The 22,702-nt window shown below is 65.0% G+C and carries 20 protein-coding genes; 13 read left to right on the forward strand and 7 right to left on the reverse strand.

The features are described from left to right. Window positions 1–89: 89 nt before the first annotated feature. The 4 genes from QM712_RS30675 (at window position 90) to QM712_RS30690 (ending at window position 2,379) form a co-directional block, all read left to right on the forward strand. Entirely contained in the window at window positions 90–476 is a 387-nt protein-coding gene (locus QM712_RS30675) for a response regulator (protein ID WP_415026892.1), read from the forward strand. Between the two features lie 60 nt (window positions 477–536). Continuing rightward, window positions 537–1,412, forward strand: coding sequence for a CheR family methyltransferase (locus tag QM712_RS30680; protein WP_415026893.1), 876 nt, complete (start codon window positions 537–539; stop codon window positions 1,410–1,412). A 2-nt stretch (window positions 1,413–1,414) separates the two neighbouring features. Further along, window positions 1,415–1,732 (forward strand): PilZ domain-containing protein, encoded by a 318-nt coding sequence (locus QM712_RS30685; protein ID WP_415026894.1) that lies wholly within the window; start codon window positions 1,415–1,417, stop codon window positions 1,730–1,732. Between the two features lie 143 nt (window positions 1,733–1,875). Next, window positions 1,876–2,379 carry a response regulator gene (locus tag QM712_RS30690; protein WP_415026895.1) on the forward strand — a complete coding sequence of 168 codons (504 nt, stop codon included), beginning with the start codon at window positions 1,876–1,878 and terminating at the stop codon, window positions 2,377–2,379. 76 nt (window positions 2,380–2,455) lie between these two features. Here QM712_RS30690 and QM712_RS30695 read toward each other — a convergent pair whose 3' ends face one another. After that, a complete protein-coding gene (locus QM712_RS30695; RefSeq protein WP_415026896.1) occupies window positions 2,456–2,725 on the reverse strand; it encodes a hypothetical protein in 270 nt (89 codons plus the stop codon). Between the two features lie 150 nt (window positions 2,726–2,875). On the opposite strand from QM712_RS30695, the gene QM712_RS30700 reads away from it, so the two are divergent. Next, a complete protein-coding gene (locus QM712_RS30700) occupies window positions 2,876–3,511 on the forward strand; it encodes a response regulator transcription factor (protein ID WP_415026897.1) in 636 nt (211 codons plus the stop codon). A gap of 123 nt (window positions 3,512–3,634) precedes the next feature. On the opposite strand, the gene QM712_RS30705 is transcribed toward QM712_RS30700, so the two are convergent. Both QM712_RS30705 and QM712_RS30710 read right to left on the reverse strand, forming a co-directional pair. Next, complete coding sequence (locus QM712_RS30705) at window positions 3,635–7,135, reverse strand: PAS domain S-box protein (RefSeq protein ID WP_415026898.1); 3,501 nt, start codon at window positions 7,133–7,135, stop codon at window positions 3,635–3,637. Window positions 7,136–7,203: 68 nt separating this feature from the next. Continuing rightward, the gene (locus QM712_RS30710; RefSeq protein ID WP_415026899.1) at window positions 7,204–7,413 is read right to left on the reverse strand and encodes a hypothetical protein; all 210 of its coding nucleotides are present in this window, start codon (window positions 7,411–7,413) and stop codon (window positions 7,204–7,206) included. Window positions 7,414–7,662: 249 nt separating this feature from the next. On the opposite strand from QM712_RS30710, the gene araD reads away from it, so the two are divergent. Continuing rightward, window positions 7,663–9,402, forward strand: coding sequence for an L-arabinonate dehydratase (gene araD / locus QM712_RS30715; RefSeq protein ID WP_415026900.1), 1,740 nt, complete (start codon window positions 7,663–7,665; stop codon window positions 9,400–9,402). Between the two features lie 99 nt (window positions 9,403–9,501). Further along, window positions 9,502–10,221: a ribonuclease activity regulator RraA gene (locus QM712_RS30720; RefSeq protein WP_415026901.1), complete on the forward strand. Its 720-nt coding sequence runs from the start codon at window positions 9,502–9,504 to the stop codon at window positions 10,219–10,221. 65 nt (window positions 10,222–10,286) lie between these two features. On the opposite strand, the gene QM712_RS30725 is transcribed toward QM712_RS30720, so the two are convergent. Next, a complete protein-coding gene (locus tag QM712_RS30725) occupies window positions 10,287–12,386 on the reverse strand; it encodes a S9 family peptidase (RefSeq protein ID WP_415026902.1) in 2,100 nt (699 codons plus the stop codon). Between the two features lie 183 nt (window positions 12,387–12,569). Continuing rightward, entirely contained in the window at window positions 12,570–14,270 is a 1,701-nt protein-coding gene (locus tag QM712_RS30730) for an alpha-amylase family protein (protein ID WP_415026903.1), read from the reverse strand. Window positions 14,271–14,428: 158 nt separating this feature from the next. Between QM712_RS30730 and QM712_RS30735 the strand changes: the two genes are divergently transcribed. Continuing rightward, complete coding sequence (locus QM712_RS30735; RefSeq protein ID WP_415026904.1) at window positions 14,429–14,920, forward strand: MmcB family DNA repair protein; 492 nt, start codon at window positions 14,429–14,431, stop codon at window positions 14,918–14,920. A 205-nt stretch (window positions 14,921–15,125) separates the two neighbouring features. Here the strand turns inward: QM712_RS30735 and QM712_RS30740 are convergent, their stop codons facing one another. Then, window positions 15,126–15,680: an ActR/PrrA/RegA family redox response regulator transcription factor gene (locus tag QM712_RS30740; protein ID WP_415026905.1), complete on the reverse strand. Its 555-nt coding sequence runs from the start codon at window positions 15,678–15,680 to the stop codon at window positions 15,126–15,128. Window positions 15,681–15,783: 103 nt separating this feature from the next. Further along, entirely contained in the window at window positions 15,784–17,103 is a 1,320-nt protein-coding gene (locus QM712_RS30745) for an ActS/PrrB/RegB family redox-sensitive histidine kinase (protein ID WP_415026906.1), read from the reverse strand. A gap of 120 nt (window positions 17,104–17,223) precedes the next feature. On the opposite strand from QM712_RS30745, the gene QM712_RS30750 reads away from it, so the two are divergent. From QM712_RS30750 to QM712_RS30770, 5 genes are all read left to right on the forward strand, one after another. After that, entirely contained in the window at window positions 17,224–18,027 is an 804-nt protein-coding gene (locus QM712_RS30750) for an ABC transporter ATP-binding protein (RefSeq protein WP_415026907.1), read from the forward strand. After that, window positions 18,024–18,842 (forward strand): ABC transporter permease, encoded by an 819-nt coding sequence (locus tag QM712_RS30755; RefSeq protein ID WP_415026908.1) that lies wholly within the window; start codon window positions 18,024–18,026, stop codon window positions 18,840–18,842. The genes QM712_RS30750 and QM712_RS30755 overlap by 4 nt, the downstream gene beginning before the upstream one ends. Before the next feature lie 121 nt (window positions 18,843–18,963). Next, a complete protein-coding gene (locus QM712_RS30760; protein WP_415026909.1) occupies window positions 18,964–20,292 on the forward strand; it encodes a polyhydroxyalkanoate depolymerase in 1,329 nt (442 codons plus the stop codon). 217 nt (window positions 20,293–20,509) lie between these two features. Further along, the gene (locus QM712_RS30765; protein WP_415026910.1) at window positions 20,510–21,349 is read left to right on the forward strand and encodes a M48 family metallopeptidase; all 840 of its coding nucleotides are present in this window, start codon (window positions 20,510–20,512) and stop codon (window positions 21,347–21,349) included. Between the two features lie 269 nt (window positions 21,350–21,618). Continuing rightward, complete coding sequence (locus QM712_RS30770) at window positions 21,619–22,542, forward strand: LytTR family transcriptional regulator DNA-binding domain-containing protein (RefSeq protein ID WP_415026911.1); 924 nt, start codon at window positions 21,619–21,621, stop codon at window positions 22,540–22,542. Window positions 22,543–22,702 lie beyond the last annotated feature (160 nt).

Raw genomic sequence — 22,702 nt, forward strand, 5'->3', positions numbered from 1 at the left:
TGGTCGTCCTCGACGTCGATCGCGTCCTCGAACTCGCACCCGAGATGATGGCGGCGTGAACCCCGAAACATCGAAGCCGGAGAACCGAAATGAAGACGTGTTTGGTGGTCGATGATTCCAGCGTGGTGCGCAAGATCGCGCGCCGCATCCTGGAAGGCCTGGAATTCGCGGTGATCGAAGCCGAGGACGGCTCGAAGGCGCTCGACATATGCCGGCATCAGCTGCCCGACGCGGTGCTGCTCGACTGGAACATGCCGGTCATGGACGGCTTCGAGTTCATGGGCCACATGCGCCGCCTGCCCGGCGGTGACCAGCCCAAGATCGTGTTCTGCACCACCGAGAACAACGTGGCCCACATTGCTCAGGCGCTCAGCGGCGGCGCCAACGAGTACATCATGAAGCCCTTCGACAAGGACATCATCGCCGACAAATTCGCCGAAGTCGGCTTGCTCCCGGTCGGACAAGCCTTGGTCTGAGTGTGTCCGGTCAAGTGTTCCGACCGGACTGTTCCAGTAGAAGCTTGCGAGAGGCTAACCGTGACCCCGACCGAGTATGAGTATCTGCGCAAATTCCTGAGGGACCATTCCGGTCTCGACCTGTCCGCAGACAAGCAATATCTGATCGAAAGCCGCCTGCTGCCGCTCGCGCGCAAGGCCGGGCTGTCCGGCATCGGCGAACTCGTGCAGAAGCTGCAGGCCGGATCGAGCGCGCTGACCACCAGCGTGGTCGAAGCCATGACCACCAACGAGACCTTCTTCTTCCGTGACAAGGTCCCGTTCGATCATTTCCGCGACACCATCATGCCCGAGGTGATCAAGGCGCGCGCCAGCCGCCGCAGCGTGCGCATCTGGTGCGCTGCGGGTTCGACCGGGCAGGAGCCGTATTCGCTGGCGATGAGCCTGAGGGAGATGGGCGCGGCACTCACCGGCTGGCGCATCGAGATCATCGCGACCGACCTCTCGCAGGAGGTCCTGGAGAAGGCGAAGGCCGGCGTCTACAGCCAGTTCGAGGTGCAGCGCGGCCTGCCGATCCAGTTCCTCGTCAAATATTTCAAGCAGACCGGCGAGACCTGGCAGATCAATCCCGAGCTGCGGGCGATGATCCAGCACCGGCAGCTCAATCTGCTGCACGACTTCGCCCAGCTCGGCACGTTCGACGTCATCTTCTGCCGCAACGTGCTGATCTATTTCGACCAGGACACCAAGATCAACATCTTCAACCGCCTCGCGCGGCAGGTGGAGTCCGACGGCTTCCTGGTGCTCGGCGCTGCCGAGACCGTGGTCGGGCTGACCGATACGTTCAAGCCGATCCCGGATCGTCGCGGCCTCTACAGGCCGAACGATGCGCGTGCGTCGGCAGCCAGGCCGCCTCTCTCCGGCGTGCCGCCGCGCATGGCGGTCGCGGGATTATGAGCATGGCCGAGGACGGCAAGGGCGCGGAGCGCGTGACGTTCAGTCGCGGCTATGATGTCTGCATCATGGCGATCGACGGCACCTGGCGCCGCGACTGCAAGCTCAACGCGATCTCCGACACCGATGCCATCCTCACCGTGGACGGCTCCATCCAGGGGCTGAACCTGAAGGAGTTCTTTCTGCTGCTGTCGTCCACCGGGCTCGCCTATCGCCGCTGCGAACTGGTGCGTGTCAACGGCGCCGAGATGGACATCCAGTTCCTGCGCGGCAAGAACCGCAAGAAGCGCGGCGCGGCCAGCGGTCACGACGCGGCAGCCTGATCGTCGCCGACGGCGCGCGCTCTCTCCTCGCGCGCGTTGCTTCACATTTGTCGAAAACATCCGACAGAATTCACGGCGCCGTTTTTACGCGGCCTAAGCGCGCGCCATGTATCAGTCGTCGGTCTCAATCTCAGGGTACGGCAATGCCAAGAACGTCTCTCTCCCCGCTCCCGTCACGTCTTCCCGAGGCCGCCGAGCGGCGCCCGCTCCAACTCCTGGTGGTCGACGACGACGCCACGCAGCGCAGCCTGATCACGGTTGCGGCAAAGCAGGCCGGCCACGAGGTCACCATCGCCTCGTCCGTCGCAGAGGCGGTCGAAAAGCTTCGCGCCGCGCGTTTCGACTGCGTGACGCTCGATCTCGTTCTGGAGGACGGTGACGGCATCGATGTGCTGCGCGAGATGGCAGAGGCCAAATTCGCCGGGGCGGTGATCGTCATCAGCGGCATGGACGGCAAGCGCCGCAGCGCCGCCCGCGGCTTCGCGCGCTCCGTGGGGATCGAGCTCCAGAGCCTGCCGAAGCCGCTCGACCTCGCGGCCCTGCGCATCAGCCTCGCCAATCTCGGCAAGACCGCGATGGGCCTGCCGTCGATCCACACCTGGGGCGGCGTGGCGTCGGACGCGATCGTCGCGCGCCACCGCGCCTGAAGCGCGGGGGCGGCCATGCGATCGGGTGCGGCAGGTCTGCCGCAGCGGCCGTGAACTGCACCGGACGGCCGGCGGCCTACAGCGATTTCAGCGCGTGGTCGAGGCCGGCCCGGCAGGCATTCAGGGCGGCGCTCGCCGTGGCATAACGGGGCGTGACATCGTCGAGCACGAAGATGTCCGTGGAACCCGCCTCATCGCGGTTGTGATCCTGCGCCATGGCTGCGTCGATCAGGCGCATGCTGCTCTCGATCTGCGCGATCAGAGAGCGAAGGTCAGCGGCGATCAACCGACGGCTGTCGGTTTCGGGGATCGCATCGAGGGTCGGCGTGCCAGCGAAATTTAGCATGGATATTCTCCGTGCTCTGCAATTAGGCACTCCGCCGCTACTTGTGCGTTAAGTCCATGTCCCGTACAAATACGGGTGGGCCGAATCCGCGCCGAACGCCAAGACGGTTGGCGTGGACGCGAGCCTTCCGATGCCGAATGGATGTGGCACATGGCCGAACAAAGCACGCGTGGCGAAATCTTCGTGGTCGACGACGACCCTGCCGTTCGCGACACCTTGTCGATGGTGTTGAAGGCGTCGGGCTATGAGGTGATCTGTTTCGCGGATGGGGCAGCGTTGCTGTCGGTTGCGCGAAGCCGTACGCCGGCTGCGATCCTGCTCGACGTGCACATTCCCGGAAAGTCGGGCCTCGACCTTCTGAAGGAATTGCACGGCGAGGATTATCCCGCGCCGATCTTCATGATCTCCGGTCAGGGCGACATCGCGATGGCCGTGAGCGCGATCAAGAACGGCGCGCTCGACTTCATCGAGAAGCCGTTCCGCGGCAGCGAGATCGTCGGCCGGCTGGACGAGGCCATCGGCGCCTATGCGCGCAGGCAGGCCGAAAGCGCGTCGCCGAAATTCAGCACGCTGCATTTCCCCGGACGCGAGCCGTTGACGCGGCGTGAGCGCGAGGTGCTCGAGCAGTTCGCCTCCGGCGCCTCCAACAAGGAAGCCGGCCGGACGCTCGGGATCAGCCCGCGCACCATCGAGGACCACCGCGCCAACATCATGAAGAAGCTCGGCGCGCGGAATGCCGCCGACCTGATCCGCATCGTGATGACTGCGGCCCAGCGCGCGTCGTAGGGCCGCTTCACTCTCGTGCCCCGGATGCAGCGCGTCTTGCCATGACGCGTTGCAGGGTTCGGCTCATCTCTCCGATCAGGCCTCTAACCGTCCCGGAGCCCGGACCGGCACAGCGGCCGCGCATCAACCGGTCAGCGCCTTGCGGATGATCCGCGCGAGATCGGATTTGCGATAGGGCTTCGCCAGCAGCAGCACGCCCTGGTCCAGCCGTCCGTGATGGATGATCGCATTCTCGGTATAGCCGGACGTGAACACCACCTTGAGCCCGGGACGCGTCTTCAGCACCTCGTCGGCGAGCTGCCGCCCGTTCATCTGGCCCGGCATGATCACGTCCGTGAACAGAAGATCGAACGCCGCTCCCGTTTCGACGATCGCGAGCGCCTCCGCGGCGTTCGCGGCCTGCAGGGTGACGTAGCCCATCGCATGCAGCTGCGTCAGCACGTAGTCGCGCACCAGCTTGTCGTCCTCGACCACGAGGATGGTCTCGTGACCGCCCTCGATCGTCGCCGCCGTCACGCCCTCGCCGATCACGGTCGCCGTCTTTCCGGGCGGCAGATACATCTTGATCGTGGTGCCATGGCCCTCCTCGCTGTAGATCTTGATGTGGCCCGCCGACTGCTTGACGAAGCCGTAGACCATGGACAGTCCCAGTCCCGTGCCCTTGCCGGGTCCCTTCGACGTGAAGAACGGGTCGAACACCCTGGCCAGCATGTGAGCGGGAATGCCGGCGCCGGTGTCGCTCACGGCGATCAGCACATAGTGCCCCGGCCGGACGTCGTTCACGCTGGCGTAGATCTCGTCGAGATAGGCCGCGCCCGTCTCCAGGATCAGCTTGCCGCCGCCGGGCATGGCGTCGCGGGCATTGAGCGCGAGATTGAGGATCGCGGTGGTGAGCTGGTTCGGATCGACGGTCGCGACGCAGCTCTCGTCCTCGAACACGGATTCGATCTGGATCTGCTCGCCCAGCGTCGGCCGCAGCAGCTTCGCGGTGTCGACGATCAACGCGTTGATGTCGATCTCGCGCGGCTGCAGCGGCTGCTTGCGCGCGAAGGCGAGCAGGTGCTGTGTGAGCTCGGCGCCGCGCGCGGCCGCCTCGTCGATCATGCGGGTGATGGCCGCAAGCTGCGGCTCCTTCGCCACCGCGTCCGCCAGGATCTCGATCGTGCCGGTGATGACGGTGAGGATGTTGTTGAAGTCATGCGCCACGCCGCCGGTGAGCTGGCCGACCGCCTCCATTTTTTCGGCCTGGCGGATGCGCTCCTCGGCCGCGATCTTGTCGGTGAGGTCGCGGCAGAAGATGTTGAACAGGAGACCCTCGCGCCGCCGCAGCGCGGTGAGGCTCAGCTCGGCCTTGAATTCGCTGCCGTCGCGGCGGCGGACCATCAGTTCCGGACGGCGGTTGAGTGGCCTGCTCTGTCCGGATTCCAGGAAGCGCTGCAGCGCGGCCCTGATCCGCTCGCGTTCGCCGTGCGCGACGATCAGGTCGATCGTGTCCTTGCCGAGCACCTCGTCGCGGCGCCAGCCGAACAGCTGCTCGGCCTGCGAATTCCAGTTCAGGATGCTGCCGGTCTCGTCGGCCTGGACGAAGGCGTCGAGCGAGCTCTCGACGATGTTGCGGGCAAGGCGTTCGCTCTCGCGCAGCGATTCCTGCGCGAGCCGCGCCTCGGTCATGTCGCGCCCGACGAAGAAGAAGCGCTTCGTCGGCTCCGACCAGTTGCCGAGCCATGACAGCCAGACCTCGTGCCCGTCCTTGTGGAAGCAGCGGGTGTCGGCGAGCTTGGGGCGCTCGCCGCGGCGGAGCGCGCGCATCTCGCTGCGGGATTGCTCGAGATGGTCGGGATGGATGTAGTCGACGCCGCTGTGGCCGATCATCTCTTCCGGTCGGTAGCCAAGAATGGCCTCGGTGCTCGGGCTGATCTGCACCACATGACCGCGCGAATTCATGATCATGATCAGATCCTGCGACGCGTCGAAGATCTGCCGCCGTTCCTCCTGCTGCTGTTGCAGCGCCCGCTCGGCCCGCCGCGCCTCGGTGAGGCTGCGCGCGGACCCGCTGGCGCCGACGATCTCGCCCGAGGCTCCCCTGATCGGCGACAGGCTCACCAGGATCTCGACCGGGCTGCCATCCTTGCGCACGCGAACGGTCTCGAAATGCTCGATCCGCTCGCCGCGCGCGATCCGCTCCAGATAGTCCCGGGGCTCGTTGTCGCGTCCGGCGGGCATGATGATCGAGGACGGCCGGCCCACGGCCTCCTCGGTCGAATATCCGTAGAGGCGCTCGGCGGCCGGGTTCCAGCCGGTGATGGTGCCGTCGAGCGTTTGCATCACGATGGAATCGTCGGAGGATTCGACCGCGGCGCTGAACAGCCGCTCGCGCGCGGCATAGTGGTCGCGGGCCGCTTCGGTGCGCCGCCGCTCCTCGACCTCATGCTCCAGCGCCGACGTCTTCGCCTTGGTCTCCTCGACCATGCGGGCGAAAGCACGCGCCAGCGTGCCGGTCTCGCCCGACGCATCGACCGGGATATCGGCTGAACCGCCGCGCCCGATCGCCTCGACGGCCGTGGTCAGCCGTCCGATCGGGCGTGTCAGCGACTGCGCCAGCAGCACCGCGAGCACGGCGGCGACCAGCACCGCGATGATGCCGATCGTGATCGTGGTCTTCTCGATCGTGGCGGCCGGCGCCATGAAGACGGCATTGGGCACGACGCGGATGATGCCGACCCACTGGTCCTGGGCCAGGATCGCCGGCGACAGCGCGGCCCCGTTCGGTTTTCCGTCGGCCCCGGTCACGATCCTGGTCGCGCCCTGAGACGAGCCGGCCAATGCCGCGAAATACGGAAAATCGTTCTGCCAGTGCGTCGGCTGGCCCAGTTGCGCGCCGAATTCGCGACTGCGGTCCGGATGCACGAGGTAGTCGCCGTCGCGACCGACGACATAGACGGATTCGCCGGGGCGTATCGAGACGCGAATGCGGTCGAACACCTTGCGCATGTCGACATTGATGATGACGATGCCGAACAGCTGGTGATTGGAGCTGAACAGCGGCTCCGCCACGCGCAATGTCGGAACATGCGGTGTCTGGATCACGCCGTCGTCGACGTTGAGGTCGACCGGGGAGACGTAGACCTGATCCTCGGGAAGCTTGATGGCCTGCTGGAAGAAGAAGCGATCGTCCTTGTTCTGCAGGGCGTCGTCGGGAACGACGCGCACGGCGCCGTCCGGGCCGGTCCGGTCGACGCGCAGATATTCGACGCCGTCGACGCCGATGACACGGAACTTCGCGTAAGCCGGGTTGGCGCGGACGTCGGCCGCGAGGCGCGTCAACAGCAGGTCACGCCAGGTCCTTTCGGAGAGGTTGTTGGCCGGATCGACACCGTTGTTGAAATGGGCCTCGATCATTCCGCGTGCCGCGGCATTGGAGCGGAACGTCGCGATGTCGATGCGCGCACCGTTCGTATAGGCCTCGAGCTGCGAGGCCAGGAGCTGGGAGTTGCTTTCGATGCGGTCGAGCACGCGGGGCAGGAACGCCTGCTCCAGGCTGTAGTGACTCAACCAGCCGACCGCCGCGACCGCCGCTGCAACCAGCAGGATCATGGCAATGGCCAATCGGGTTGCGAGAGTCATGCTGGCCCTCGCGCCGCGTCGGGAATCGTCTTCGAACGTCTTGATACGCTGCAACATGGACGATTCTGTCACCCCCGGCCGGAACTGACGTCGGGTCGGCCGATGCGGCGCATCGCTTCCACGTCCATGCAGGGCATGACGACGTCGGGAAACGTTCGGTCCGCCCGGCCTCGACCGGCACCGCGTCCCGCGGTGGTCGCGTGACCGGCGCTCTCGGGAGTCAGGCGGGTCGCGATCTGAACGGCCGGATCGTCATCCAAAATCAGGATGTTGGCCACGTCTGAAATTCCTCCGGGCCGCGGGGCGAAGCCTGAACGGCCATGAATAAAAGCATCAAATGTGAAATTGTTGCGCGGATTCAGGGTCGGCTGCAAGCACTTCGCAATTTTTCCTCAGGCCAAGCGATGTTGCGATGCAACTTGATGCGCGCGTCTGCCCGCATGGCAGGCGCTCGCTGCGATTCACTGCCTTGCGAGAGATGGACTGCCTGTGAGAAGAGCAGGAGGTCACCCCGACGGACGAGGATCATGACCAGGACAAGAAAAACACCCGACCAGTTCCGCAGCGCCCGCTGGTTCGCCCCCGATGATCTCCGCTCGTTCGGCCATCGCTCCCGCGCCATGCAGATGGGCTACGCGCCTGAGGAGTGGAAGGACCGGCCGATCATCGCGATCCTCAACACCTGGTCGGATGCGCAGCCCTGTCACATGCATTTCAAGTCGCGTGTCGACGATGTGAAGCGCGGTATCCTGATGGCTGGCGGCCTGCCGCTGGAACTGCCGGCGCTGTCGCTGTCGGAATCGCTGCTGAAGCCGACCACCATGCTCTATCGCAATCTGCTGGCGATGGACGCCGAGGAACTGCTGCGCAGCCATCCGGTCGACGGTGTGGTGCTGATGGGCGGTTGCGACAAGACCACGCCGGCGCTGCTGCTCGGCGCCACATCGATGAACATCCCGGCGATCTATCTGCCGGCGGGACCGATGTTGCGCGGCAATTGGAAAGGCAAGACGCTCGGCTCCGGTTCCGACGGGTGGAAATACTGGGACGAGCGGCGCGCCGGAAAGATCTCCGATCGCGACTGGGTCGACATCGAAGCCGGCATCGCCCGCAGCTACGGCACCTGCATGACCATGGGGACGGCCTCGACCATGACGGCGATCGCCGAAGCGATCGGCATGACGTTGCCGGGCGCTTCCTCGATCCCGGCCGCGGATGCCAACCATGTCCGCATGGCCTCCGAATGCGGCCGCCGCATCGTGGAGATGGTGTGGGAGGATCTGACGCCGAAGACGATCCAGACGCGCAAGGCCTTCGAGAACGCCATTGCGGTCGCGATGGCGATGGGGTGCTCGACCAATGCGATCATCCATCTGATCGCGCAGGCCCGCCGTGCCGGCCAGGATATCGGCCTCGACGATTTCGAGGTCGCGAGCCGGAAGGTGCCGGTGATCGCCAACGTCCGGCCGAGCGGCGATGCCTATCTGATGGAGGACTTCTTCTATGCCGGTGGGCTGCCGGCGCTGATGGGCCAGATCAAGCCGCATCTGCATCTCGACTGCATCACCGTCACGGGGCGGACTCTGGCCGAGAACATCGCCCATGCCGAAGTGCACAATGACGACGTGATCCGCCCGGTGGACAATCCCATCTACAAGGAGGGCGCGCTCGCCGTGCTGAAGGGCAATCTCGCGCCCGACGGCTGCGTCATCAAGCCGTCCGCCTGCGAGCCGCGCTTTCTCAGGCATACGGGGCCGGCGCTGGTGTTCGACGACTATCCCTCGATGAAGAAAGCGGTCGACGATCCCGATCTCGACGTCACCGCCGACCATATCCTGATCCTGCGCAATGCGGGCCCGCAGGGCGGACCAGGCATGCCGGAGTGGGGTATGCTGCCGATCCCGACCAAGCTCGTGAAGCAGGGCGTGCGCGACATGGTGCGGATCTCGGATGCGCGCATGAGCGGCACCAGCTATGGTGCCTGCATCCTGCACGTCGCGCCCGAATCCTATGTCGGCGGTCCGTTGGCACTGGTGCGGAACGGCGACCGCATCACGCTGGACGTTGCCGCGCGCACCATCAATCTTGACGTGCCCGACGCCGAACTCGAACGGCGCCGCGCCGCCTGGAAGCAGCCCGAGCGTCGCTTCGAGCGTGGCTATGGCTGGATGTTCTCGAAGCACATCAAGCAGGCCAATGACGGCTGCGACTTCGATTTCCTGGAGACCGATTTCGGCGCGCCGATCGGCGAGCCGTCGATCTACTAACGTACTTCGTCGTTCCGGGGGGATGCGGAGCATCGAACCCGGAACCTCGAGATTCCGGGTTCGCGCTCTGCGCGCCCCGGAATGACAAGGGGATACGCAATGACAAAGCTCAGCGACGCGACCCGCGACAAGCTCAAATCCGTCTCCACGGCCACGGTCGCCACCGCGCTGTTCAAGCGCGGTCTGCGCATCCAGATGATTCAGGACGTGCATCCGCTCGGCCCTGACCAGCCGACCATGGTCGGCGAAGCCTTCACCTTGCGTTACATGCCGGCGCGCGAGGATCTCAACACCATCGACGTCTTCAAGGACCGCTCGCATCCGCAGCGCAAGGCGGTCGAGGACTGCCCGCCCGGCGCCGTGCTGGTGATGGACAGCCGCAAGGACGCACGCGCCGCATCCGCAGGCGCGATCCTGGTGACGCGATTGATGAAGCGCGGTGTCGCCGGCGTCGTCACCGACGGCGGCTTTCGCGATTCGGCCGAGATCGCCAGACTCGGCTTTCCCGCCTTCCACCACCGTCCCTCGGCGCCGACCAATCTGACCCTGCACCAGGCGATCGAGATCAACGTCCCGATCGGTTGCGGCGACGCCCCGGTGTTTCCGGGCGACGTGATCCTCGGGGATGCCGACGGCGTCATCGTCATCCCCGCGCATCTCGCCGACGAGATCGCGAACGAGACCTTCGAGATGACCGCGTTCGAGGATTTCGTCACCGAGGAAGTCGGCAAGGGCCGCGGCATCTTCGGTCTCTACCCGGCGACCGACCCGCAGACGCTGACGGATTTCGCGGCGTGGCGAAAGAAGAATGGGCGGTAATTAGACTCATTCTGGCGCAAAAACTTTTAGTGCCGTCCGGGCGTCCGCGGGCACGACGACGAAGCTTACGCCTCCGCCATCCCTATCGCCCACAGCGCGAACGCATAGACGATCGCGACTTCGTCGAGCCGGTCGAAGCGTCCCGATGCACCGCCGTGGCCGGCGCCCATGTTGGTGCGGAGCAGGACCGGGCCGCCGCCGCTCATGGTGGCGCGCAGGCGCGCGATCCATTTGGCGGGCTCCCAATAGGTGACGCGGGGATCGGTCAGTCCGCCCATGGCGAGGATCGCCGGATACGCCTTCGCCGCGACGTTGTCGTAGGGGGAATAGGACAGGATGGTGCGGAAGTCCTTCTCGCTCTCGATCGGGTTGCCCCATTCAGGCCATTCCGGCGGCGTCAGCGGCAGCGTGTCGTCGAGCATGGTGTTGAGCACGTCGACGAACGGCACCTCCGCGACGATGCCGGCGAACAATTCGCCGGCGCGGTTCGCCACCGCGCCCATCAGCATGCCGCCCGCCGAGCCGCCATGGCCGACGATGCGTTTCGCGCTGGTGTATCTGGCGTCGATCAGCGCGCGGGCGCTGGCCGCGAAGTCGTCGAACGAGTTGGTCTTCTTCTCGCGCTTGCCGTCGAGATACCAGCCCCAGCCCTTGTCGGCGCCGCCGCGGATATGGGCGATGGCGTAGACGAAGCCGCGGTCGACCAGCGACAGGCGATTGGCGCTGAAGGAGGCCGGCATCGCCATGCCGTAGGAGCCGTAGCCGTAGAGCAGCAGCGGCGCCGAGCCGTCCAGCTTCAGCCCGCGGCGGTGGAGGATCGACACCGGCACCTCGGCGCCGTCATGGGTCTTCGCCATGATGCGCGTGGTGACGTAATCGGCGGCGTTATGTCCTGATGGAATCTCCTGGCGCTTGCGAAGCACGCGCGTACGCGTCGCCATGTCGTAGTCGTAGACCTCCGATGGCGTCGTCATCGACGAATAGGAGAAGCGCAGGTTCGTCGTCTCGAACTCGTATGAGCCCATGGTGTCGAGCGAATAGGCCGCCTCGTCGAAGGCGATGGCGTGCTCTTCCCCGGTCGCGAGGTCGCGGATCACGATGGCCGGCAGCGCGTTGGCACGTTCCAGCCGCACCAGGTGCCCGGCATAGAGGTCGAGATCGATGATGTAGATGCCCGGGCGATAGGGGATCAGATCGCGCCAGTTCGCGCGCTCGGGCGCCTTGAGCGGCGCGGTCACGATCTTGAAGTCGATCGCGTCGTCCGCGTTGGTGAGGATGAAGAGCTCGTCGCCGCGGTCGGCGAGCGAATATTGCACGCCTTCCTGTCGCGCCGCGACCAGGCGCGGCGGCGCCTCGGGATGCGCGAGGTCGATCAGCCGCTGCTCGCTGGTCTCGTGGTCGCCGCCCGCGATCACGCAGAAGCGGCCGCTGGTGCTCTCGTGCAGGTGGGTGAACCAGCCGGAATCCTGCTCCTCGTAGACCAGCGCATCGTCGGCCTGCTTGGTGCCCAGCCGGTGCAGCCACACCTGCATGGGACGGTGGTTGTCGTCGAGCTTCACATAGAAGAAGCTCTTGCAGTCCTTGCTCCAGACGATGCCGCCGTCGGTCTCCTCGACGACGTCGTCGAGATCCTGGCCCGTCGCCCAGTCGCGGACGCGGATGGAGAAATATTCGGAGCCCTTGGTGTCGGCGCTCCAGGCCTGCAGCTTGTGATCGTGCGAATGCCGGCTGCCGCCGAACTTGAAATAGGTGTGGTCCTTCGCGAGCGCATCGCCATCGAGCACGACATGGCTCTCGCCGCCGTCACGCGGCATGCGGCCGAACAGTTCATGCTGCCCGCCCTCGCGGAATTTGCGGAAATAGGAGAACGGTCCGTCGGGAGACGGCACGCTGGAATCGTCCTCCTTGATGCGGCCGCGCATTTCGCGGACCAGCGTCTTCTGCAGCGGAGCGGTATGCCCGAGCAGGCTCTCGGTATAGGCATTTTCCTCGTCGAGATATTTGCGGATGTCGGGATCGAGCACGGACGGGTCCCGCAACACCTCCTGCCATTTCGCGTCCTTCAGCCACGCATAGTCGTCGCTCACGGTGATGCCGTGCCGGGTGAAGGCGTGCTCCCGGCGCGGGGCGACGGGCGGGCGGGTCTGGCTGTTGGCGTTGGGCAAATCGTTCCTCGTGTCAGTCCTGGCGTGTCTCGCCTCTATATCAGATCGAATGCGGGTGATTTAAAGAAGGATCCGCCGCTCGCGTGACATGATACCGGCGTCAGCCATCGCCTTTCCCTGGGGCCGCAAGCCCTTGCGCTCGCGGCGGCGACGGTGTGTGGCGCTACACGGGGGGCGCGGCCGCTAGCCCGGATGCTTCGGGCCCCGCATCGTATTGCGATCGATGTCGCTGCGCTTGAGCAGATAGTCCAATCCGCCGACGCGGTACCAGCGATAGCCATAGGGCTCCAGCAGAATGCGGTGCTGGCCGCGCTTGCCGGCGCGACTGTGGTCTTCCGCGAGCAGGTTGATCAGGTGCGTGCCGGCCTCGCCGGGCAGCCCCGTGGTGAACGTGGTCTCGCGCGGCTTTTCGTCGAGATTGTGCACGAACAGCACGGAATTGTTCCGCCAGTCGTAGCGCATGATGAAGACGGCCGGATCGCGGGTCGGAATGATCGCGAAATCGCCCCAGCCGATCTCAGGCACCTCCTTGCGCATGCGGATGACGCGCTCGGTCCAGTTCAGCAGCGAATTCGGATCGCGCCGCTGCCTGGCGACATTGACGTGCTCGAACCCGTAAGGCCCTTGGTCGATGACGCGGCTCGCCGGCCTGTCGCTCTTGGTGAAGCCGCCATGCGGCTCGGTCGACCATTGCATCGGCGTCCGCGCGCAATTCCGCTCCGGCAGCGAGAGGTCGTCGCCCATCGCGATCTCGTCGCCGTAGCGGATCACGGGCGTCCCCGGTAGCGTGCACATGAGGCTGTAGGCCAGTTCGAGCCGCCTGCGGTCGCCGCCGAGCATCGGGGCGAGCCGGCGGCGGATGCCGCGGTCGTAGAGCTGCATGTCCTTGTCGGGACCGAACGCCTTGAACACCGTGTCGCGCTGCGCCTTGGTCAGGCGGCCGAGATCGAGCTCGTCGTGATTGCGCAGGAATAGGCCCCATTGTGCCGACGCGGGCCGCGGCTTGGTCGCCTTCAGCGCCTTCGCCAGCGGCCGCGAGTCGCCGGAGGCGAGCGCATAGAACAGGTGCTGGTTGACGTGGAAGTTGAACATCATGTGCATGCGGTCGGCGTCGCGGCCGAAATACTCCATGTCGGTTTCCGGCAGCACATTGGCTTCGGCGAGGATGATGGCGTCGCCCTGCCGCCATTGCAGGAATTCGCGGAACGCGCGCAGCATGTCGTACTGCTCGACCGGCTTCTTCACCTTCGCGCCCTTGGTCGCGATCACGAACGGCACGGCGTCCATGCGGAAGCCGGAGACGCCGAGCTGGATCCAGAATCCCATGATCTTCAGGATCTCGGCCTGCACGTGCGGGTTCGACGTGTTGAGATCGGGCTGGAAATCGTAGAAGCGGTGGAAGTACCAGGCGCCTGCTTCCTTGTCGCGCGTCCAGGTCGATTTCTGCACGCCGGGAAACACCATGCCCTTGTTGGCGCCGGAAGGCTTCTTGTCGGACCACACGTACCAGTCGCGATAGGGCGAGTTCCTGTCGCGCCGCGCTTCCTTGAACCAGTGATGCTGGTCCGAGGTGTGGTTGACGACGAGATCGATGATGACGCGGATGCCGCGCTGCTTGCAGCCATGGGTGAATTCGACGAAATCGCCGAGCGTGCCGTAGCGGGAATCGACGCTGTAATAGTCGGCGATGTCGTAGCCGTCGTCGCGTCCCGGCGAGGTCTGGAACGGCATCAGCCAGATCGTGGTGATGCCGAGACCGTGCAGATAGTCGAGCCGGCGCAGCAGTCCCTTGAAATCGCCGACGCCATCACCGTTGGCGTCCATATAGGTGCCGACGGAGAGGCAGTAGATCACGCCGTTCTTGTACCAGAGATCGTCGATCATGCGCGAGCAGCCTCGATGATCCGCCCCGGCGGCGGCTGCGTGATAAGTGCGCAGCACAGGCGAGGTTCCGCGCGTTTGGCCCGCACGGGAGAGTGGCCCGGGACGCGTCAGGCGCGCCGCGGAATGACGGGTGCGATGGAATCGGCTAAGCTCGCCTCATGGACAGCACCGCCCGGAACATCGCCCTCGTGCCGCCGCCGGATCGCCGCCAGTCGGAGACGGCGCTGGCGATCGCGCGCGGCACCGCGCGGCTGCTGCGCTCGCTCGGTTTCACATGCATCAGCGAGTTGCCGCTGCCGTCGGGCCGTCGCGCCGATCTGGTGGCCTTGAACGAGCGCGGCGAGATCTGGATCGTCGAGATCAAATCGTCGCTCGAGGATCTGCGCGCCGACCAGAAATGGCCCGAGTACCGCGCCCATTGCGACCGGCTGTTCTTCGCCTTCACGCAGGACCTGCCTTGCGAGATCTTTCCGCAGGATACCGGCCTGATCGTCGCGGACGCCTATGGCGCGCATCTGCAGTGCGAGGCGCCCGAGCACAAGCTGCCGGCGGCGACGCGCAAGCAGATGACGGTGCGCTTCGCGATGGCGGCCGCCTTGCGGATCAACCGCCTGGTCGACCCGCAGGGTCACGCGGATTTCTGGGAATAGCGACGTCGGCACTCGTCGTGGCCGGATGCAGCGAAGCGCATCCAGGGCCGATCAGCCGTATGCGGTCACTGCGGATGATAGGCGATGCAGACACCGTAGCTGCAGGATGGGCGGAACGCAGCGTGCCCGCCGTTCAAGTCGACGATGATCGAAGATGGAAATGGGGGGCACGGCGCTTTGCGCCTTTGCCCACCCTACGAGACCATTATCGCGGCGCGCGCTTGGCCAGGATGCGCTGCAAGGTCCGGCGGTGCATGTTGAGCCGGCGCGCGGTCTCCGAGACGTTGCGGTTGCACATCTCGTAGATGCGCTGGATGTGTTCCCAGCGCACGCGGTCCGCCGACATCGGATTGGTCGGCAGCTCGGACTTCTCGGAGCTGGTCGAGAGCAGCGCGGCGACGACGTCGTCGGCATCGGCCGGCTTCGAGAGATAATCGATCGCACCCATCTTCACCGCGGTGACGGCGGTGGCGATGTTGCCGTAGCCGGTCAGTACGATGGCGCGTGCATCGGGGCGCTTCTTCTTCAGCGCCGAAACCACGTCGAGGCCGTTGCCGTCGCCAAGCCGCAGATCGACCACGGCGAAAGCGGGCGCGCCCCTGCTGATCTGAGCCAGTCCATCCGAGACGGTATCGCACGAGGTCACCGTGAAGCCGCGCGTCTCCATGGCGCGCGACAGCCGCTCCAGAAACGGCTTGTCGTCCTCGACGATGAGCAGCGAGCGGTCGGTCTGTTCGTTCAGTTCGGCGATGGCGTTCAAGGTTTTGTCCTCTCTCCAGCGCTTCTACATATGGCGTCGCAATCGGCCCGTGCCAAGGCCGCCAATAGTCGATCGGGCGTCCTGTGCGACGCAAGGTCGCGGTCTATCCTATTGTTTCTTCGAGCGTCTCGATAGCCTCAAATCGCTGTCTGGGCCACGCAATGTTCACCACGGCGCCGTGTTCCGGAAAGGTCCGGTTGGTAAACGAAACCTTGGCGCCGGTGCGCTCGAGCAGCGTGCGCGCGATGAACACGCCGAGGCCGAGGCCGCGCTGCTCGCCGCTGCTCTCCTGGGAGCGCCGCCGCGACAGATAGGGCTCGCCGATCCGGTTGAGGATATCAGGGGGAATTCCGGGGCCGTCGTCGGAGATCACGAGTTCGATCGTGTCCTTGTTCCACCACGCGTTAACCTCGACCGTGGTGCGGGCGAAATCGACCGCATTCTCGACGATGTTGCCGACGCCGTAGAGGATCGCCGGGTTGCGGGAGCCGACCGGCTCGGCCACGGCGGCGACCGCGATCCGCACCTTGATGTCGACGCCGAAATCGCGGTGCGGCGCCACCACCTCCTCGATCAGCTCCGAGAGCTTCATGCGATCGAACGGCGCGCCGGTGGAGGAGAGCTGGGTGATCTTGCTGAGGATGTCGCGGCAGCGCTGCGTCTGCTCGCGCAGGGTCTTCAGGTCGGCGGCGAAGCTCGGGTCCTTCACCGTCTTTTCCAGCTCGCGCGAGATCAGGAAGATGGTCGCGAGCGGCGTGCCGAGCTCGTGCGCGGCGGCAGCCGCGAGGCCGTCGATCTGGGTCAGGTGCTGCTCGCGGGTCAGCACCAGTTCGGTGGCGGCCAGCGCGTCCGCGAGCTTGCGCGCCTCCTCCGTCACCTGGAACGAGTAGAGGCTGGTGACGCCGATCGCCAGCACGATCGAGAGCCATACGCCGACGAGATAGATCGGCGGCAGCACCAGCGGATCGTCGGAATCCCACGGCAGCGGAAAGTGGAAGAAGAACAGGACCGAGGCACAGGCGACGGCGAGCAGGCCGAGGCCGAAGGTGGAGCGCGCCGGCAGCGCGGTCGCCGAGATCAGCACGGGGGCGAGAAACAGGAACGAGAACGGGTTCTGCAGTCCGCCCGTGAAGAACAGCAGCCCGGCCAGTTCCACGATGTTGAGCGCGAGCAGTCCCGCCGCCTGCATCGGCTCCAGCCGCTGCATCGGATTGACCGCGGTCTGAAGCGCCAGGTTGAGGATCGCCGACAGGGCGATGATGCTGACGCATGGGACGATCTCGACGTTGAACTCCAGCCCCTGCGCCACGATGAAGATCGCGGCGAGCTGGCCGAGCACCGCGAGCCAGCGCAGCCGCAGGATCGTGTCCAGGCGGATATGCCGCTGCGGGTGGCGAAAGTCGGAATCGGCAATTTCGGTCATATCGGCCAATGTGGCGGTGCTTTCTCGATCACGAACCTGCAGCTTACAGGATCGCGGGGTTGCAAGCCTCATACATCAAGTCTTGCGCTCATGGCTGCAATAGCAGAAGAACGGCCCAGCATGACCGAGAATGACAAGGGTTCAAGTCGGCCGACTGTCGCGGATCGCGCTTCTTCCGCGGCGATTGCGGTCGATCACCTCGTCAAGCTCTACAAGCAGACCCGCGCCGTCGACGATATCTCCTTTTCGCTTCCACGCGGCAGCATCACCGGGCTTCTGGGCGGCAACGGCGCCGGCAAGACCACGACCATCGCGATGATCATGGGCCTGGTGCTGCCGACGTCGGGGCGCGTGCGGGTGCTCGGCCATCCGATGCCGGAAGAGAGCGCCGCGGTGCTGGGGCGGATGAATTTCGAGAGCCCCTATGTCGACATGCCGATGCGGCTCACGGTGCGGCAGAACCTCACCGTATTCGGCAAGCTCTACGCGGTGAAGGGCCTCCCCGAGCGCATTGCCAGGCTGGCCGAGGATCTCGACCTCAACGATTTCATCGACCGCGCCACCGGCAAGCTCTCGGCCGGGCAGAAGACCCGCGTCGCGCTCGCGAAGGCGCTGATCAACCAGCCCGAATTGCTGCTGCTCGACGAGCCGACCGCCTCGCTCGATCCCGATACGGCCGACTGGGTGCGGGCGCATCTCGAGCGCTATCGCCGCGACAACGGCGCCACCATCCTGCTCGCCTCGCACAACATGCTCGAGGTCGAACGGCTCTGCGACCGCGTCATCATCATGAAGCGCGGCCGGATCGAGGATGACGACACGCCCGAGGCCATCATGGCCCGCTACAACCGCTCCACGCTGGAGGAGGTCTTCCTGGATGTCGCGCGCGGCCGCGTCAACGGCGCGCGGGAGGCGACGTCATGAGCGAAATGTCCCTCCATCGCGGCCTGTCCGCGCAGCGCATCGGCGCGATGATCCTGCGCTACTGGTATCTGCTGATGTCGTCCTGGCCGCGGCTGCTCGAGCTGTTGTACTGGCCGGCGCTCCAGGTCGTCACCTGGGGCTTCATTCAGCTTTATATCGCGCAGAATGCGAGCTTCTTCGCGCGTGCCGGCGGCACGCTGATCGGCGCCGTCATCCTCTGGGACATCCTGTTCCGCGGACAGCTCGGCTTCTCGATCTCCTTCCTGGAGGAGATGTGGGCGCGCAATCTCGGCAACCTCATGATGAGCCCGCTGAAGCCGATCGAGTTTCTGCTGGCGCTGATGGTCATGAGCCTGATCCGGCTCGCGATCGGCATCATCCCGATGACGCTGCTCGCGCTGTTCCTGTTTCACTTCAACATCTACGATCTCGGCCTGCCGCTGATCGTGTTCTTCTGCAACCTGATCTTCACGAGCTGGGCGGTCGGCATCTTCGTCTCGGGCCTCGTGCTGCGGAACGGGCTGGGAGCCGAGACCATCGTCTGGAGCCTGATGTTCGCGATCATGCCGCTGGCCTGCATCTATTATCCCGTCAGCGTGCTCCCGGTCTGGCTGCAATACGTCGCCTGGGCGCTCCCGCCGACCTATGTGTTCGAGGGGATGCGGGCGCTGCTGATCGAAAACACCTTCCGCACCGACCTGATGCTGCATGCGCTGGCCATCAATGCCGGTCTTCTGGTTGCATCTTTTTGGGCATTCCTTGCCCTTTTGCGCAGCGCCAGAAAGAACGGCTCGCTGCTGTCGGGCGGCGAATAGCGTCACTTTCCCGTGGACTTGGCCTGGTTTCGGCCGTTTCGGCCACGTAGATGTACGGAACGATGCATTGACGCAATATTACGCATTCGGCAGTATGCTGCGATGCGAAGAGGATATCATTATGCCCATTGGTGAGTTCGGCGGCGCGCCGCCCCTGGCGGCTGAAGGCAGTCCGGTCCTGACGACGCCGATGTACTGGATGTACGAGATGGCGCAGGCCTCTCTCAATCCGGCACGTGCCGTCAGCGACGCGACCAAGCTGCTGTTCCAGAATCCGCTCAATCCCTGGGCGCGCACCGAGGTCGGCAAGTCGGTGGCTGCGGCCTGCGAGTTGTTCGAGCGCACGACGCGCCGCTACGGCAAGCCGGAATGGGGTCTCAACGACACCGAGGTCAACGGCACCCGCGTCCCCGTCGAGATCCGTCCGGTCTGGGAAAAGCCGTTCTGCAAGCTCTTGTACTTCGATCGCAAATTCACCCGCCCGCTGCGCAGCCCGCAGCCGCGCGTGCTGATCGTCGCGCCGATGTCGGGCCACTATGCGACGCTGCTGCGCGGCACGGTCGAAGCCTTCCTGCCGGCGCATGAGGTCTACATCACCGATTGGGCCGACGCCCGCATGGTGCCGCTCAGCGAGGGCCGCTTCGATCTCGACGACTACATCGATTACGTCATCGAGATGCTGCACGTCCTCGGCGGCAACACCCATGTCATGGCGGTGTGCCAGCCCTCCGTTCCCGTGGTTGCGGCCGTCTCGATCATGGAAGCGCGCCGCGATCCCTTCGTGCCGCTGTCGATGACGCTGATGGGCGGCCCGATCGACACCCGCCGCAATCCGACCGCGGTGAACAAGCTCGCGCAGGAACGCGGCATCGACTGGTTCCGCAACACGGTCATCACCAAGGTGCCGTTCCCGCATCCGGGCATGATGCGCGACGTCTATCCGGGATTCCTGCAGCTCAACGGCTTCATCAGCATGAATCTCGACCGTCACATGGACGCCCACAAGCGCCTGTTCGCCAATCTGGTGAAGGGCGACGGCGACCTCGTCGACAAGCATCGCGATTTTTATGACGAATATCTCGCGGTGATGGACCTCTCCGCCGAGTATTATCTGCAGACCGTCGACACCGTGTTCGTGAAGCACTCGCTGCCGAAGGGCGAGATGACTCATCGTGGAACTCTCGTCGAGCCCTCCAAGATCACGCGCGTCGCGCTGATGACGGTCGAAGGCGAGAACGACGACATCTCCGGCCTCGGTCAAACCGAAGCAACGCACGGATTGTGCAGCTCGATTCCGGATCATCGCCGCGTTCATTACGTCCAGAAGGGCGTTGGACATTACGGTGTGTTCAACGGATCGCGCTTCAAGTCGGAGATCGTGCCGCGCATCCACGACTTCATGGTGTCGGCTGCGAATCTGAACGCGTCGCAGGCGCTCGCGGCCGAATAGACGCGTTTTTCGGCTTTCCCGTCGAAAATTCAGACCCTGCCGGAGGTTCCGGCGGGGTCTGGTTCCCTCCAAATTCGAGGTATTTAGGTAGCGTTATAGGAGTGAGTCACCCCTCACCCCTTGGGGGTGCCGCATGCGTCCAGCGGGGGCGAAAAAACCCGGTTCCAACCCCAGTCTGTAGGGTCTCCCGGACGCCAGACCCCTGTATATTGGGCAAATGATTTGTTTTTGCGCCGAGCGCTTTCCCTGGCGGCGGTTATGGCAGAATCCGGGCGAACTCCTGCTCCCCGGACTCACAGACATGGCCACACGCGCGCTCCTCTATCGGCGGCCCCACGAACCGAAGACCCTCCTGATCACCCATGGATCGCAATATTTCGCGATCCGGCTGCGCCGTCATCGCCGCGCGCGGCGTTACACGCTCAGAATTCATCCGAGCGATCGCGAAGCCATCCTCACCATGCCTCCGCGCGGCACACTCGCCGATGCCAAGGACTTCGCGCAGCGCCACGGCGCGTGGATCGCCGCACGTCTCGGACGTTTGCCGAAGGCCGCGCCGTTCCAGCCCGGCACAGTGATACCGCTTCGCGGCGTTCCTCATCGCATCGTTCATCGCGCCGGTGAGCGCGGCACGGTGTGGACCGAGGTGCGCGATTCCGGCGAACGCATCCTCTGCGTCGCCGGTGGTGTCGACTATGTCGACCGCCGCGTGAGCGATTTCCTCAAGCGCGAGGCGCGCCGCGACCTCCAGCGCGCGGCCGAAGCCTATGCGGCCGAGCTCGGTGTCAAGGTCAAGCGGCTCTCGATCCGCGATCAGTCCAGCCGGTGGGGCTCCTGCACCTCGGCGGGCTCGCTGTCGTTCTCCTGGCGCCTGATCCTCGCGCCGCCCTTCGTGCTCGACTATCTCGCCGCACACGAGGTCGCCCATCTCGTCGAGATGAACCACTCGGCGCGGTTCTGGCGCGTCTGCGGCAAGGTCTGTCCGTCGATGGAACGCGCCAAGAAGTGGCTCGACACCTGCGGCAACGACCTGCACCGCTACGGGGTCGAGGACTAGGCCCGGCCGCCCGACGCATACTGTCATCGCCCGCCTCGTGCGCATTTTCGCGCCGGAGCGGGCGATCTTGCATTCAGGGGCCGTTCTCGTTGTGCCGAACGGCCGCGGCCCATTGCATTGCCGCCTTCGCGGGCACTGACGGTCGAGAACGCAGCGAAATCTGTGCATGCCGCTCGGCTCATCTCGCGTGTCGCGATGATCGGGCGCCGGGCGAATCTTGCCAACTGCGGAGGCCTGCGAGATGATGAATCCGCAAAGGCCTTGGAATAGTGACCCGCGAATTGATTCCCACGAGCGAGGTGTTTACTCGCTCCGAATGCGACGGTGAGATCTCGTCGCGCGACTGGGCCCATCTGGCGGCCCTGTTTCTCCTGCAGCAGCCCATCGAGGACGCCATCGCTTCCATCCTCGCCGCCCTGGGCGAGGCCGCGAAATCGGATCGCGCCTGGATCTTCGAATATGATTCCGAGTTGCTGCGGTTCCGCAACACCCATGAATGGTGCCGTGATGGAACCGAGGGCTTCGTGCAGGATCTGCAATATGCCCCGGTCACGATGATCGGCTGGCTGCATCGTCATCTGGTGCTGCGAAAAGCGGTGATGATCAACGACGTCGGGAGCCTGCCGCGGACCGCGCGCGCGCTTCAGGCGGAAATGTTGCGCCAGGGTGACAAGAGCGTGCTCTGCGTGCCGGTCTTCCACGACGGAAAGCTGCGCGCCTGCATCGGCTTCGATGCGGTGCGTGCGAAACGGCGATGGGGCGTGGTCGTCATCCGAAGTCTTTTCCAATGCGCCGATCTGATTGCGGCCGCGCGCTATGGCGCCCGGGCGACGGACGATCCGAAGGCCGTGGCCGGCTTCTCCGCGCCGGTTTATCTGCGCAAGGCCAACGGGATACGCGGCGTGCAACTGACAATGATCGTCGGCTTGCGTTCCTCCGGAGACTACACCGAGGTCTGGCTGTCGGATGGCACGATGGTTCTGGACAATCGTCCGCTGGTGCAATGGATGGGATTGACCCCGCGCGCCGAGTTTCTGCGCGTGCATCGGACCGCGATCGTCAATCTCAGACAGATCCGCAACGTCGACCGTCGCGCGAGCGGCGCCTGGCAGGTGTCGCTGCAGCATGTCGACAATGCGTGGCCGGTGTCGCGCGCCGGCCGCGCCGAATTACGAGTCCGGCTGGGGCTCTAGAGTGCGCGTATCGACGCCGTTAACGCCTTGTTAACTTGCTGTTTTCCGTTTCGAATCTCGATTCGGATTGCAACCTAGGGTGACGTTGGTCGAACCCGCGTGTCGATTCAGCGACGCACGGTTGCCCGCGCATGATTCGCCCCGGAACGTCATTGCAAAA

It is taken from the genome of Bradyrhizobium sp., from assembly GCF_047605465.1.
Taxonomy (GTDB): Bacteria; Pseudomonadota; Alphaproteobacteria; order Rhizobiales; family Xanthobacteraceae; genus Bradyrhizobium.